The 13,509-nt window shown below is 64.6% G+C and carries 11 protein-coding genes; 10 read left to right on the top strand and 1 reads right to left on the bottom strand.

Annotated elements, in window-relative coordinates; genetic code table 11:
* The first annotated feature begins 61 nt into the window (after window positions 1-61).
* From mfd to eno, 5 genes are all read left to right on the top strand, one after another.
* A complete protein-coding gene (gene mfd, locus LJ362_RS05260) occupies window positions 62-3,664 on the top strand; it encodes a transcription-repair coupling factor (protein ID WP_264801079.1) in 3,603 nt (1,200 codons plus the stop codon).
* Between the two features lie 120 nt (window positions 3,665-3,784).
* A complete protein-coding gene (locus tag LJ362_RS05265) occupies window positions 3,785-3,979 on the top strand; it encodes a CsbD family protein (protein WP_264801081.1) in 195 nt (64 codons plus the stop codon).
* A gap of 61 nt (window positions 3,980-4,040) precedes the next feature.
* Window positions 4,041-4,541 carry a MazG nucleotide pyrophosphohydrolase domain-containing protein gene (locus LJ362_RS05270; RefSeq protein ID WP_264801082.1) on the top strand — a complete coding sequence of 167 codons (501 nt, stop codon included), beginning with the start codon at window positions 4,041-4,043 and terminating at the stop codon, window positions 4,539-4,541.
* Window positions 4,542-4,620: 79 nt separating this feature from the next.
* Complete coding sequence (locus LJ362_RS05275; protein WP_264801083.1) at window positions 4,621-5,379, top strand: tyrosine-protein phosphatase; 759 nt, start codon at window positions 4,621-4,623, stop codon at window positions 5,377-5,379.
* A 76-nt stretch (window positions 5,380-5,455) separates the two neighbouring features.
* Window positions 5,456-6,736, top strand: a complete 1,281-nt coding sequence (gene eno, locus LJ362_RS05280) for a phosphopyruvate hydratase (protein ID WP_264801084.1) — start codon at window positions 5,456-5,458, stop codon at window positions 6,734-6,736.
* 488 nt (window positions 6,737-7,224) lie between these two features.
* Here eno and LJ362_RS05285 read toward each other — a convergent pair whose 3' ends face one another.
* Complete coding sequence (locus tag LJ362_RS05285; protein ID WP_264801085.1) at window positions 7,225-8,232, bottom strand: DUF559 domain-containing protein; 1,008 nt, start codon at window positions 8,230-8,232, stop codon at window positions 7,225-7,227.
* A 453-nt stretch (window positions 8,233-8,685) separates the two neighbouring features.
* On the opposite strand from LJ362_RS05285, the gene LJ362_RS05290 reads away from it, so the two are divergent.
* The 5 genes from LJ362_RS05290 (at window position 8,686) to LJ362_RS05310 (ending at window position 13,369) form a co-directional block, all read left to right on the top strand.
* Window positions 8,686-9,180, top strand: coding sequence for an FtsB family cell division protein (locus tag LJ362_RS05290; protein WP_264801086.1), 495 nt, complete (start codon window positions 8,686-8,688; stop codon window positions 9,178-9,180).
* Entirely contained in the window at window positions 9,180-9,707 is a 528-nt protein-coding gene (locus LJ362_RS05295) for a DUF501 domain-containing protein (protein ID WP_264801087.1), read from the top strand. The genes LJ362_RS05290 and LJ362_RS05295 overlap by 1 nt, the downstream gene beginning before the upstream one ends.
* Window positions 9,708-9,715: 8 nt before the next feature.
* Window positions 9,716-10,663 carry a Ppx/GppA phosphatase family protein gene (locus tag LJ362_RS05300; protein ID WP_264801088.1) on the top strand — a complete coding sequence of 316 codons (948 nt, stop codon included), beginning with the start codon at window positions 9,716-9,718 and terminating at the stop codon, window positions 10,661-10,663.
* Window positions 10,660-11,904 carry a S8 family peptidase gene (locus tag LJ362_RS05305; RefSeq protein ID WP_264801089.1) on the top strand — a complete coding sequence of 415 codons (1,245 nt, stop codon included), beginning with the start codon at window positions 10,660-10,662 and terminating at the stop codon, window positions 11,902-11,904. The genes LJ362_RS05300 and LJ362_RS05305 overlap by 4 nt, the downstream gene beginning before the upstream one ends.
* 91 nt (window positions 11,905-11,995) lie before the next feature.
* The gene (locus LJ362_RS05310) at window positions 11,996-13,369 is read left to right on the top strand and encodes an NAD(P)/FAD-dependent oxidoreductase (protein WP_264801090.1); all 1,374 of its coding nucleotides are present in this window, start codon (window positions 11,996-11,998) and stop codon (window positions 13,367-13,369) included.
* The last annotated feature ends 140 nt before the right edge of the window (window positions 13,370-13,509 follow it).

Consider the following 13,509-nt stretch of genomic DNA (forward strand, 5'->3'; position numbering starts at 1 on the left):
CGGGCCTATTGGAACGGAGCACCGAATGGGTCGTGTCAGCCGCGTGGCCTAGACTGTTCGGGTGCTCAACGGACTCGATCTCACCCGCCGGAATCCCACCATCACCGAACTCGTCGCGGCGTTCAACGACGCGAACACCGATGGTGGCACGATCGATGCGATCAAGGGACTGTGGCCGTCGATCCTGCGCCGCACCGTCACCACCGACGGTGCCGCCTCGGCGCCTCAGCTCATCGTCACCGCCACGACAAGGGAGGCCGAAGACCTCGCCCAGGCGCTGGCCGACTGGGTGCCGTCGGCGTCGATCGCGATCTTCCCCAGCTGGGAGACCCTGCCGCACGAGAAGCTGTCGCCGCGGTCGGACACCGTCGGCCAGCGCCTCGAGGTGCTGCGCCGCCTCGCCCACCCCACTCCCGGCCGGGAGCTGACCTTCATCATCGCGCCCGTGCGCGCTTTCCTCCAGCCCCTGGCCAAGGGGCTCGGCGACATCGAACCGGTCGAGCTCGCCGTCGGCGACGAATACGAGATCGATGACCTCGCCGAGCGCCTCACCGAACTCGCATACTCCCGAGTCGACATGGTCTCCAGACGCGGCGAATTCGCTGTGCGCGGCGGAATCGTCGATATCTTCCCGGCCACCTCGGAGCGAGCGCTGCGCGTGGAGTTCTTCGGAGATGAGGTCGACGAGATCCGCGAATTCTCCGTCAGCGACCAACGCTCCATCCCCGCCGACGACGGTGACGAACCCCTGCGACTGTCGGCACCGCCGTGCCGGGAGCTGCTCCTGACCGATTCGGTGCGGAAGCGGGCCGCGGAACTCGCCGAGGATGTGCCCAGCGCCGCCGATATGCTCGACAAGACCGCGGGCGGAGTCGCCGTCGAAGGGATGGAATCGCTGTCCGCCGTCCTCGCCGACGGAATGGAGCCGATGATCGCCCTGCTGCCGGCCGGATCGAAGATCATCATCACCGAACCCGAACGCGTCGACGCCCGCGCCGCGGACCTCGTGGAGACGACGAACGAGTTCCTCGAGGCCGCCTGGACCGGAGCGGCCGGCGGGGGAGAGACCCCGATCGACCTGTCTGCCGCCAGCTTCCGCACCGTGGCCGAGATGGCCGAAGGCGCTCGCCTCATCGGACTGGCCTGGTGGGAGATCGGCGGATTCGCCACCGACGAGGAGCTCGCCGGTCCCGAGGAGAACATCTTCTCCGTCCCTGCCCGCATCCCGAAGGGCTATGCCGGAGACGTCGAGGCGATCCTCGCCGACGTGAAGGGACTCATCCACGACAAGTGGCGCATCCTCGTGCTCACCGAAGGCCAGGGCCCGGGCCGACGCATGGTCGAGGTGTTCTCCGAAGCCGGAGTGCCCGCCTCTTTCGTCGACGACCCTACCGATCTGCCCGAAGCCCTGGTGACCGTGACCACGGCCGCGTCCTTCGGCGGCTTCGTCTTCGACGATCTCAAACTCGCCGTGCTCACCGAGGCGGATGTGCTCGGTCGGGCGGCGGCCACCTCGACGCGGGATATGCGCAAGCTGCCCACCCGCCGTCGACGCAACCAGGTCGACCCGCTCAACCTGGCTCCCGGCGACTACGTCGTCCACGACCAGCACGGCGTCGGACGATTCGTCGAAATGACGCAGCGGACCTCAGGGCGAGGTGCGAACAAGCACACTCGCGAATACCTGATCATCGAATACGCGCCCGCCAAACGCGGACAGCCCGGTGACCGCCTCTACGTTCCCAGCGATGCTCTCGACCAGGTCACCCGCTATGTCGGCGGGGAGAGCCCGAACCTCAACAAGATGGGCGGCGCCGACTGGCAGACGACGAAGGCGAAGGCCCGCAAGGCCGTCAAGGAGATCGCCGGGGAACTCATCCGACTGTATTCGGCCCGTCAGGCCACCGTCGGCCACGCCTACGGCCCGGACACCCCCTGGCAGCGCGAACTCGAAGACGCCTTCCACTATGTCGAGACCGCCGATCAGCTGACCACCATCGACGAGGTCAAATCGGACATGGAGAAGACCGTGCCGATGGACCGTCTGATCTGCGGCGACGTCGGCTACGGGAAGACGGAGATCGCGGTCCGTGCCGCATTCAAGGCGATCCAGGACGGCAAACAGGTCGCCGTGCTCGTGCCGACCACTCTGCTCGTCCAACAGCACTATGAGACCTTCGCTGAACGCTACTCGGGATTCCCCGTCACCATCGGCGCCCTTTCCCGGTTCCAGACCAAGCAGGAATCGGAGAAGGTCAAGGAGGATCTGGCCGCCGGCAAACTCGACCTCGTCATCGGCACCCACCGACTGCTCAGCGGCGAAGTGCGGTTCAAAGAACTCGGACTCGTCATCATCGACGAGGAGCAGCGCTTCGGCGTCGAACACAAGGAGACGCTCAAGGCACTGCGGACGAACGTCGACGTCCTCGCCATGTCTGCGACCCCGATCCCGCGCACCCTGGAGATGGCGGTGACCGGCATCCGTGAGATGTCGACCCTGGCCACACCTCCGGAAGAGCGGCACCCGGTGCTGACCTATGTCGGCAAACGCGAAGACAAGCAGATCAAGGCCGCGATCCGACGCGAGCTCATGCGCGAAGGCCAGGTCTTCTACATCCACAACAGGGTCCGCGATATCGAAGCCGTCGCCGGACACATCGCCGAAATGGTGCCCGAGGCGCGAATCGCCATCGCCCACGGCAAGATGAACGAGACCCGACTCGAACAGGTCATCGTCGACTTCTGGGAGAAGAAGTACGACGTGCTCGTATGCACGACGATCGTCGAAACAGGAATCGACATCGCCAATGCGAACACGCTGATCATCGACAACGCCGACAAATACGGGCTCTCCCAGCTGCATCAGCTGCGCGGACGCGTGGGACGTGGACGCGAACGCGCCTACGCCTACTTCCTCTACCCGCCGGACGCTCAGCTGACCGAGACCGCACACGACCGTCTGACGACCCTGGCCGCGCATACCGAACTGGGTGCCGGAATGCAGGTGGCGATGAAAGACCTCGAGATCCGCGGGGCCGGCAATCTGCTCGGCGGTCAGCAGTCCGGCCATATCGAAGGCGTCGGCTTCGACCTCTACGTCCGACTCGTCGGTGAAGCCGTGGCGAAGTTCCGCGGTGAGGAAACCGAACCCGAGGCTGACATGCGCATCGAACTGCCCGTCGATGCCCACCTGCCGGCCGACTATGTCGACCACGAACGACTGCGTCTCGAGGCCTACCGAAAGCTGGCCGCGGCGACCGACGAAGCACAGCTGCAGGAAGTCCTCGACGAACTCACCGACCGCTACGGCCCCTATCCGGAACCCGTCGGTGTCCTTGCCGATGTCGCCAGGTTGCGCATCCGCGCCCGTGCCTCCGAGGTCAACGACATCGTCATGCAGGGCAACTTCATCCGCTTCGGACCCGTCGAACTCTCCGACTCCCAGGTGGTCAGGCTCAAGCGTCTGTATCCGAAGTCTCTGCTCAAACCGGCACTGCGCTCGGTCCTCGTCCCGAAACCGATGGCGGGCACCGGATTCGACTCCAAGGAGATGACCGATTCGGACATCCTGCGGTGGGCACATCAGTTCCTGGACGCCATCCTGCCTGTTGTCGCGTCCGAAGCCACCGAGGTCAAGGAAGCCGGTGTCGAGAAGAACGGTTGAGAACTCTCCGACTGTTCTTCGCCGACCGGCCCACGAGCCGAGACTGTGGCGTAGAGTGCGAAGCGCGGAGGCGTCCGCAGCAAGTGCATTTCACTCAGCCGTCTGCGAAGGAGAATCACTATGGGTGTTGACGACAAGTTTGAGAACAAGGCCGAGGACCTCGGCGGTCGGGCCAAGGAGACCATCGGCGATGTGACCGGTGACGACGAGCTCAAGGCCGAAGGGGCCACCGATCAGCTCAAGGCCAAGGCCAAGGATGTCGGCGAGTCGGTCAAAGACCTCGGCGCATCGGTCAAGGACAAATTCCCGAAGTGACAGACGAATCGGCCCTCACCGCTTGTGGTGAGGGTCTTTCGTGCCGACAGGAGGGTGATTCATGGGGGATCGTGACGGGCAGGGGTCGGTCGACCAGGGGTCTGTCGGACCGGGAGCGGGCCGGGCCGAACCGGAACTGCAGCCGGTGATCGAAGCCATGGCGACTCTGCGGCGACGCTGCCCCTGGTCGAGCCGGCAAGATCATCAGAGCCTCGAGAAATACGCACGGGAAGAGACCGACGAACTCATCGTCGCCCTCGAGGATTTCACGACAGAACCCACTGCTGAGAATCGGGCGGCCGTCGTCGAAGAGCTCGGCGACGTGTTCTACCAAGTGCTCTTCCACTCCGCCCTGCTTGATGAAAGCAGCGGGCAAGCCTACGGCCACAGCCTCGGCATTATCATCGATGGTCTCGAGGCCAAGCTCCTCCGCCGTCACCCCCTGGCCTTCACCGACGATCCCGGGGCGGAGATGGCATCTCTGGAAGACGTCGAACGCGAATACCGCCGGATCAAAGCAGAAGAGAAGGCCGCGGTGCGGGGCGAGGATGGATCCCGATGAGTCTGGAGAGGCTCGAGATCGAAGGCACGTTCAACTTCCGTGATCTCGGCGGGCCGCCACCGAGGCGGGGGAGAGCCGAGTGCGATCCGGGAAGGTGTTCCGCGCCGACGGTCTGGCGCACCTGAGCGATCGGGCGCGTGCCGAAATCGGCGAACTCGGCATCGGCACGGTCATCGATCTGCGCGATATCGGCGAGAGGGCGAAGCTGCCCGATGCGCTCGACGGCCTCGACATCCGACATATCGAGCTGCCCGTCTTCGACGACCATTTCTTCCCCAGCAGACCATTGAGCAGGGAAGAGATGAAGGCCGCCGCCGAGGCGACAGGAATGGACCTCAGCGACCGGAGCCTCAGCCGCATCTACGACCTCATGATCACGCACTTCGGCCACCGGCTGGCCGCCGCCGTCGACCTGATCGCCGAACACTGCAGCGAGGGCGTGGTGTTCCACTGCTCTGCCGGGAAGGATCGCACCGGTGTGATCGGAGCGTTCCTGCTCGACCTCCTCGGTGTCGGGCGGCAGGAGATCATCGACGAATATGCGATCACCTCCACCCACCTGTCCGGGGGTTTTCTCGAGGCGATCACTCGTAACTTCTCCGATGCCGGAATCTCCGGCAATCTCGCCGCGACCGCCACCGCTGCTCCTCCCGACCTCATGCACGAGGTCCTCGATCGGATCGAGGCCGAGCACGGGACCGCCTCGGCGAAGGACGGCGGTCAGCCAGGGGGAGTGGAGGCCTACCTGCTCGCGCACGGGATGGCCCCGGCGACGCCCGAGCGACTGCGGCAACGTCTGCTCGAATCCGAGTCCAACCGGGGCTCGGACCGAGGGTGAGCCTGGGCGCGCGGTGCATTAAGCTGTCCTGCAGGCACATGTTCCCCATGTGAAACCAAACGCTAAGGAGTACTCAGTGGCCGAGATCGTTGCCGCAAATGCCCGTGAAATCCTGGATTCCCGGGGAAATCCCACCGTCGAGGTGGAAGTGCTGTTGGCCGATGAGTCCGTCGGTCGCGCCGGCGTTCCCTCCGGTGCCTCCACCGGAGAATTCGAAGCCGTGGAGCTGCGCGACGGAGATCCCGAGCGCTACCTGGGCAAGGGCGTCACCCAGGCTGTCGACGCTGTCGTCGACGAAATCCACGAAGTCATCGTCGGGCTCGAAAGCGACGATCAGCGTCTCGTCGACCAGGCGCTCATCGAACTCGACGGCACCGACAACAAGTCCCGCATCGGCGCGAACGCGATGCTCGGCACCTCGCTGGCCGTGGCCCGAGCTGCCGCGGTCTCGGCGGATCTGCCCCTCTACCGCTACCTCGGCGGACCGAATGCGCACGTCATGCCCGTGCCGATGATGAACATCCTTAACGGCGGATCCCATGCCGACTCGAACGTCGACATCCAGGAATTCATGATCGCCCCGATCGGCGCCGCCAGCTTCCACGAAGCACTGCAGTGGAGCGTCGAGGTCTACCACGCGCTCAAGGGCGTGCTCAAGGAACGCGGACTCTCGACCGGACTCGGCGATGAGGGCGGATTTGCTCCGAACCTCGACTCGAACGCCGCGGCGCTCGACCTCATCATCGAGGCCATCGACATCGCCGGGCACCGTCCCGGACGCGATATCGCCGTCGCCCTCGACGTGGCGTCCTCGGAGTTCTACACCGACGGAGCCTACGAGTTCGAAGGCAGCAAGAAGACCGCCGAGGAGATGGCCGCCTACTACGAAGAGCTGCTGGCGAAGTACCCGCTCGTGTCGATCGAGGACCCCCTCGATGAGAACGACTGGGACGGCTGGGCGACTTTGACGGAGACGATCGGTTCGAAGGTGCAGCTCGTCGGCGACGACCTGTTCGTGACCAATCCCGAGCGTCTGCAGCGCGGTATCGACAACGCCACGGCGAACTCGCTGCTGGTCAAGGTCAACCAGATCGGCACCCTGACCGAGACTCTCGACGCTGTGTCCCTGGCACAGACGAACGGCTACACCACGATGATCTCGCACCGTTCCGGCGAAACCGAGGACACGACCATCGCCGACCTGGCTGTGGCGACCAATGCCGGTCAGATCAAGGCCGGTGCCCCGGCACGTTCGGAGCGCGTCGCGAAGTACAACCAGCTGCTGCGCATCGAAGAGCAGCTCGGCGATGCCGCACGCTACGCGGGCCGCAGCGCCTTCCCGCGCTTCGAAGCCTGAGGCCAGCCGGGCTCTGAACTCCCCGAGGCGGGGCCGGACGATCACAACGATCGCCCGGCCCCGCCTCGGTGTTTCCCGGTTCGGCTGTTCCCTCATCCGGGGTTTCTCGCTTCGAGTCTTCCCGCCTTCGGGTCTTCGTCCAGCCGGGGCTGCACTTCTCACCGCGCAGTCTCCTCATCGCGACGATTCTCCGCTGCAGGGCCCGGCTCTTCGTGCCACCATCCGTCACCAGTCGTCTCATGCCTGCCCATCGGCGACTATTCTTCGCGTTCCTCGCAATTGGCACCGTTGCACAACTCTGACGAGTCACTGCGGGTGAGGGATGGTCGAGCACCTGTAGGAATTGCCAGCAACGGTGCAGGATGAAACTCTCCACAACGCGCCCTTTGCGCCCAAATTCCTGACGCAAAGGGAGTGTGTGCCAGCAACGGTGCACGATGCGCCTGCGGTTGGCGATGCATCTGCGGCACAGATGCCCGCGGCGGGGATCAGGCGGTGGCGTTCTGCGTACGGCGGATGACGCGGAGGATTTCATAGAATTTCGCCTCCTCGAACAGTTCCTTCCAACTGATCCGAATCACCTGCCAGCCTTGGTCGCGCAGCCACTGCTCGCGTCGGCGTTCCTGTTCGAGCTCGTGGCGGGGGACACCTGAGCCCAGATAGAGCTTGCCGATGCCGTCGATCTCGACGATGAGGCGAGCCCGGCGGTGACAGAAGTCGACGCGGATATCGCGCTTCAATGGTTCGGCGTGAAACGTGACCTGCGGCTCCAGCCCCGTGATCCCGTGTTCGTAGAATCCCACTGCGGCGACAGCCTCGGCGGGTGATTCGCGACGTGAATCAGCCAGATCGATGGCCAAACGCGCTTTCGCGGAGTTGCGCTTCTCCAAACATTGGGCGAACGTCGTGAGGATCTTCTCTCTGGTTGTCAGTTCGCGGTGCAGCGCATCATCGATCATCGGCACGGAGACGTCGAGGTTGTAGCTGCGGGCGACGTCGATGAGTGTGCGTTCGAGCGTGGTCACCTCGGCCCCGTCGATCGTCGCGCGGTGGTTCTTCGGGATGCGGCTGCCGCGGACGTGGATGGTCTTGAACTTGCGGTTCGTGCCGGGCCGGACGACCTCAACTTGGTGAGTGACAGGGTGGGAGATCGGCAGATTGTGGATGAGGGCCGCGGATATGTGCGAGAAGATCTCCGCCGGTGGGTTCGGTTTCGCATCGTCGATTCTCTGATCGGAACGTTGAGTGAAGTGAGCCATCACCGAGGCGCTGAGCTCGTTGATCTCGTCCCGAACGTCCCCATGTTCGATGAAGACCTGGTGGATCTGCTCGTCGATGCTCGCCCAGAGCGGGCGATGGAAGTCCAGCTCGCAGACACGGCGGACCAGATATGTGCCCCGTGACAGCCGCCGCAGACAGCACCTGCGGCCGCGCCTGATGTCGCCATGATTGAATCCGAGCCGAAGGATGTCATCGGTGCTCAATAGTTTATACATGTATCTAAAATGCATTAAACCACATCAAACGGCAATGCATGATTGCACTTCTGTGGATAACTTTGTGGATGGAGCGCTGACCGGGCGGAGCTTTCGCGAGATAGCTGGTCGCAGGTCAGGTGATCGCCGGTAGCAATCTGCGGGCATCCGTCACCCGGAGGTGCATAACCCACCGCAGGAGCGAGGTGGTTTACTGCCAAGAGTGAGGGGTGCTGTCGTTGGCGTGGGAGCTGGGACTGCGGGGAGGGGGAAGCAGCAGAGGTGAGAGATTCCTGTGGGCGGCGAGGGTGAGGGATGCGCTGCGGCAGTCGGGAAGATCGTGAGACGTGACGGAGGATACGTGAGAATCGAACACGCCACGAGCCCGAAATCCTCGCGCAGGGAATGCGGACACGGCACACTTGGAGATGTTGCGACACTCTTCCCTGATCCCCAGTCGCAGAGGAAAGAAGCATGGTCCCGAGCAAGCCCAGACGAAGTGCCCCGAAATCGGCTCCTGGCAAAGCCGCCCCTCGCCGACGCCCGAAACCAGTCATCGAAGCCGATGCCGGCATGGACGCCGAGGCGCGTGGCCGTCGCATGTCGGTGCGCACGGGCATCTTCCTCCTCGTCGTCGCAGCCGTCCTCCTCGCATTCCTCTCGCCCCTGAACTCCGCGCTCAAGCAGGCCCAGCAGATCGCAGCCCTGAACAACGAGATCGAGACGACGAAAGCCGAGGTCGAGAGCCTCGAAGAGAAGAACGAGAACCTCAGAGACCCCGCCTACATCAAGCGCAAGGCACGCGAAGACCAGTACTACGTGGAAAAGGGCAAGAATGCGGTCATCGTCACGAATCAAGAGGCGGTCGACGACGAATCCGAGCCCGAACGGCCGGTTCGCAAGCAGGCCTGGTACCTTGAGTTGCTGGAGTCCATTCAGGAGACCGGCAACACCGTGGAGAAGAGCTGATGATCACAGAGTGCACCGAGGCGGATTTCGCTGTCCTCCAAGACCAACTCGGCCGCATTCCCCGAGGCGTCGTCGGCATCGCCGCCCGCAGCACATCCGGTGAACCTCTCGTCGTCGCCACGGCTCCCCGCCTCGAGGACGGCACACCGTTCCCGACGACCTTCTACCTCACCCACCCCGCCTATGTGGCCGAATGCTCGCGGCTGGAAGCCTCGGGGATCATGGCCGAATGGACCACGGAGATCGGCGAAGACGACGAGCTCGCCGCCGCCTACGCCGCCGCTCACCGGGCCTACCTCGACGTCCGCTCTGAGATCGGTTCTGCAGCGGGCCTGGCGGAAGTCGAAGAGATCAAGGACTACTCCGCGGGCGGAATGCCGAACCGGGTCAAATGCCTCCACGCCCTCGTCGGCCACTCGCTGTACGCCGGGCTCGGCGTCAACCCGATCGGCGACCGCGCACTGTCGTTCATGAATGATGTGCCGCCGCTGGCCGAGACCGCTGCCACCACCGAATCCGCCGACTAGGACCTGCCATGCGTGTTGCTGCCTTCGACTGCGGGACGAACTCCCTGCGCCTGCTCATCGCCGATGTCGCCGCCGACGGCACCCTCACTGACCTGCGTCGTGAAACCCGGATCGTCCGCCTCGGCCAAGGCGTCGATGCCACCGGCGAGTTCGCACCTGAGGCGCTCGAGCGGACCTTCGCCGTGGCGAAGGAATTCGCCGAGGTGGCCGCCGAGTACCAGCCGGAGAAGCTGAGGTTCGTCGCGACCTCGGCCAGTCGCGACGTGAAGAATCGCGATGAATTCTTCGCCGGGATCTTCTCGATCCTCGGCGTCGTCCCCGACGTCATCGCCGGTGAAGAAGAGGCCCGACTGTCCTTCCTCGGTGCCACTGCCGGCCTCACGGAGGCTGACGGACCCTATGTCGTCATGGACCTCGGCGGCGGATCGACCGAGCTCGTCCTCGGTCGCGACGATGTCCAAGCGGTCGTGAGCATGGACATCGGGTCGGTGCGTCTGACCGAACGGCACATGCCGGTCGAAACCCCCAGCCAGGAGCAGATCCAGGCGGCACTGGCCGATATCGACGGTCAGCTCGACCAGGCCGCCCGTATCGTCGACTTCTCGGCCCCGCGCACCTTCATCGGAGTCGCCGGCACCGTCACCACCATCACCGCAGGCATCCTCGGACTCGAGAGCTACCAGCGAGAGCGCATCCACGGAGCACATATCAGCGTCGCGGACGTCGCGGACGAATCCCGAAAGCTGCTGGCCATGGACCGCCAGGCACGCACGGACCTGCCGTACATGCATCCCGGACGCGTCGACGTCATCGGCGCCGGATCGCTGCTCTTCGCCAGGATCGTCGCCCGCTTCGATCAAGCCGTGACAGCCGCCGGAGGATCGCTGGATATTCGGATCTCCGAGACCGACATACTCGACGGGACCGCGCTCGACCTTGCGCTGACGAGCTCGTGAGAGCCGCCGCGCGACTCCTCGCCGTCACGACCGTCGTCCTCGGACTCGTCGTCGGCACCACGCAGCCTGTCATGGCCGCGCCGAAGGCCGGACCCGGCCAGTGGTTCATCAAAGACTACGGAATCGACAAGGTCTGGAAGAAGTCCACGGGCAAGGGCGTCAAGGTCGCAGTGATCGACTCCGGCGTCAACACCGACCACGAAGACCTCAAGGGCGTCGTGAAGAAGTCCAAGGACTTCAGCGGACTGGGCAAGGACGGAAAGACCCCGATCGGCGGGAAGACCACGATCCACCACGGCACCGCCGTGGCCGGAGTCATCGCCGGCCGAGGAGTCGGTGCCGGACCGACCGGCGTCGCTCCGGACGCAGAGATCCTCTCGGCGTCGATGTGGCTGGGCCCCGACCGCCCCAAGGAATCCGGATCGACTCGAGAACAGGCCGATAAGGCCATCCGGTGGGCTGTCGACTCCGGTGCGAAGGTCATCAACATGTCCTTGGGATGGGACGATCCGGGCTGGCCGGAGAGCTGGGACGAATCCTTCGCCTACGCGTACAAGAAGGACGTACTCGTCGTCGCCTGCGTCGGCAACGCCTCGCAGGGAGCGACCCAGGCATGGTCGCCGTCGACGGTTCCCGGCGTCATCGGGGTGGGCGGACTTGACCAGAACGGGAAGGTCCTCGACGACTCCACCGCACCCGGCACTGCCGTCGACCTCATGGGTCCGGCCAAGGACATTCCCATTCCCTACTACAGCGGCGGCTACGCCGAAGGTCAGGGATGTTCCTTCGCCTCACCCGTCGTCTCCGGTGTGGCAGCGCTCATCCGCTCCGAGAACCCCGACCTCAGCGCCGATGAGGTCCGAGCCATACTGCAGTCGAGCGCCGAACCGGTGGACGGTCACAAGGGCGTGAGCAAGAAGGGCAAGCCCGACCCGATCGTCGGCTGGGGGCGCGTCGACCCGCAGGGCGCCATCAAGGCGAAAGTGCCCAAGAACGTCCCCTCCGCCGAGGAGGAGCTGGCGGATTGGGTGAAGATGCATCGTCGCGGAGATGCGACGTCGGAAGAGACCGAAACCGCGGCACCGGATGAGACCGAGAGCCCGAAGGCTCTCGCGCCGACCGATATCGTCGCCACGCAGTCGACGCCGACTCTCGGCTTCGCCGTCCTCGGAGCCGGAGCGCTGATCGCCCTGGTCCTCATGATCGTCTCGATCGTCTCTTTCGCCCGCCGTCGCCGCTGAGACCAGGTGCAGAAACTGCTCTGATCTGGGGCGTTCGAGTCCATGGGACAAACAATTAGTGAAAGTTTTCACAAGGGTCTAGCATGGGATTATGGCACTCATCAGAAACTCAAAACTGCGTCCACGAATCCTCGTCGTCGGTGGCGGCTCGGTCGGCCTGCTCGCCGCTCAGAATCTGCTGAAGAACCTCGGTCGGGGCGAAGCCACCGTCACTGTGGTCGATCCCAACCCCTACATGACCTACCTGCCGTTCCTCCCCGAGGTTGCAGCCGGGTCGATCGAGCCTCGTCACGCTGTGGTGCCGCTGCGCCGCAACCTGCCGGGTGCCGAGGTCATCACCGCAAAGGTCACCTCGATCAACCACGCCGAGAAGTTCGCCACCATCGAACCCGGGAACGATGAACCGTTCGAACTCGACTACGACCACATCATCCTCGCCTCCGGTTCGGTTGCCCGTGCGCTGCCGATCCCGGGACTGAAGGAGAATGCGATCGCGCTCAAGCGCATCGAGGAAGCCGTCGCTCTGCGCGACCACCTCCTTTCCCGCCTGGCCGACGCTGCTCTGATGGAGGACGACGAGGAACGCCGCAAGGCTCTGACCTTCGTCTTCGTCGGCGGCGGATTCGCCGGCATCGAGCTGCTGACCGAACTCGAGGACATGATCCGTTCGGCCATCGCCCAGTACGAGACGCTGACCGAAGCCGATGTCCGCTTCGTCCTCGTCGAGGCCCTCGGCCGCGTCATGCCCGAGGTCGGCGAAGCTCAGGCCCGTTGGGTCGTCGAGCACATGCGCGAACGCGGAATCGACGTCTACCTCGAGACCTTCCTCCAGGACTGCACCGACAAGCACGTCAAGCTTTCGAACGGCGAAGAGTTCGACGCCGACACGATCGTGTGGTCCGCCGGTGTCAAGGCCAACCCGATGCTCATCGACTCCGACCTGCCGATCAACGAACGCGGCAACGTCACCGTCCGCGCCGACCTGCGGGTCGAGGGCGATGACGGAGTCGTCGAGGGCGCTTGGGCGGCCGGCGACAACGCCGCTGTTCCTGACCTGTCCGGCGGCGGAGTGGCAGGATTCTGCGTGCCCAACGCTCAGCACGCTGTGCGTCAGGCTCCCGTGCTGGCAGCGAACGTGCTCGCCGCACTGCGTGGAGAGACCGAGTTCAAGCAGTACTTCCACAAGACCATCGGCACGGTCGCAGGCCTGGGTCTGTACAAGGGTGTTTCGCAGATGGGTGACTTCGAAGCCCGCGGACTCCTCGCCTGGCTCATGCACCGCGCTTACCACGGCTACGCGATCCCGACCATGGATCGCAAGGTCAGGGTCTTCGGCAACTGGTTCGTCAGCGCCGTCCTCGGCCGCGACGCCATGCCGCTGGCAGACCTCGATGTTCCGCGCAAGAACTTCGTCGAGGCCGCCAACTCGAAGCCAGCTCCGAAGAAGGAACCTGCTAAGGCCTGATTCGAGGCAGCTGGTGCCATCCGGCGACAAGCCCTGATGAGACGACTGACGCCGGGGATGCATTGTGCATCCCCGGCGCTGTCATGTCCGCATGACCGCGAGTGGCTGGCTCCTCTGCGCGTCGGGAGCCGCCGCGCATG

Origin of the sequence: Brevibacterium sp. JSBI002, from assembly GCF_026013965.1 — a bacterium.
Taxonomy (GTDB): domain Bacteria; phylum Actinomycetota; class Actinomycetes; order Actinomycetales; family Brevibacteriaceae; genus Brevibacterium.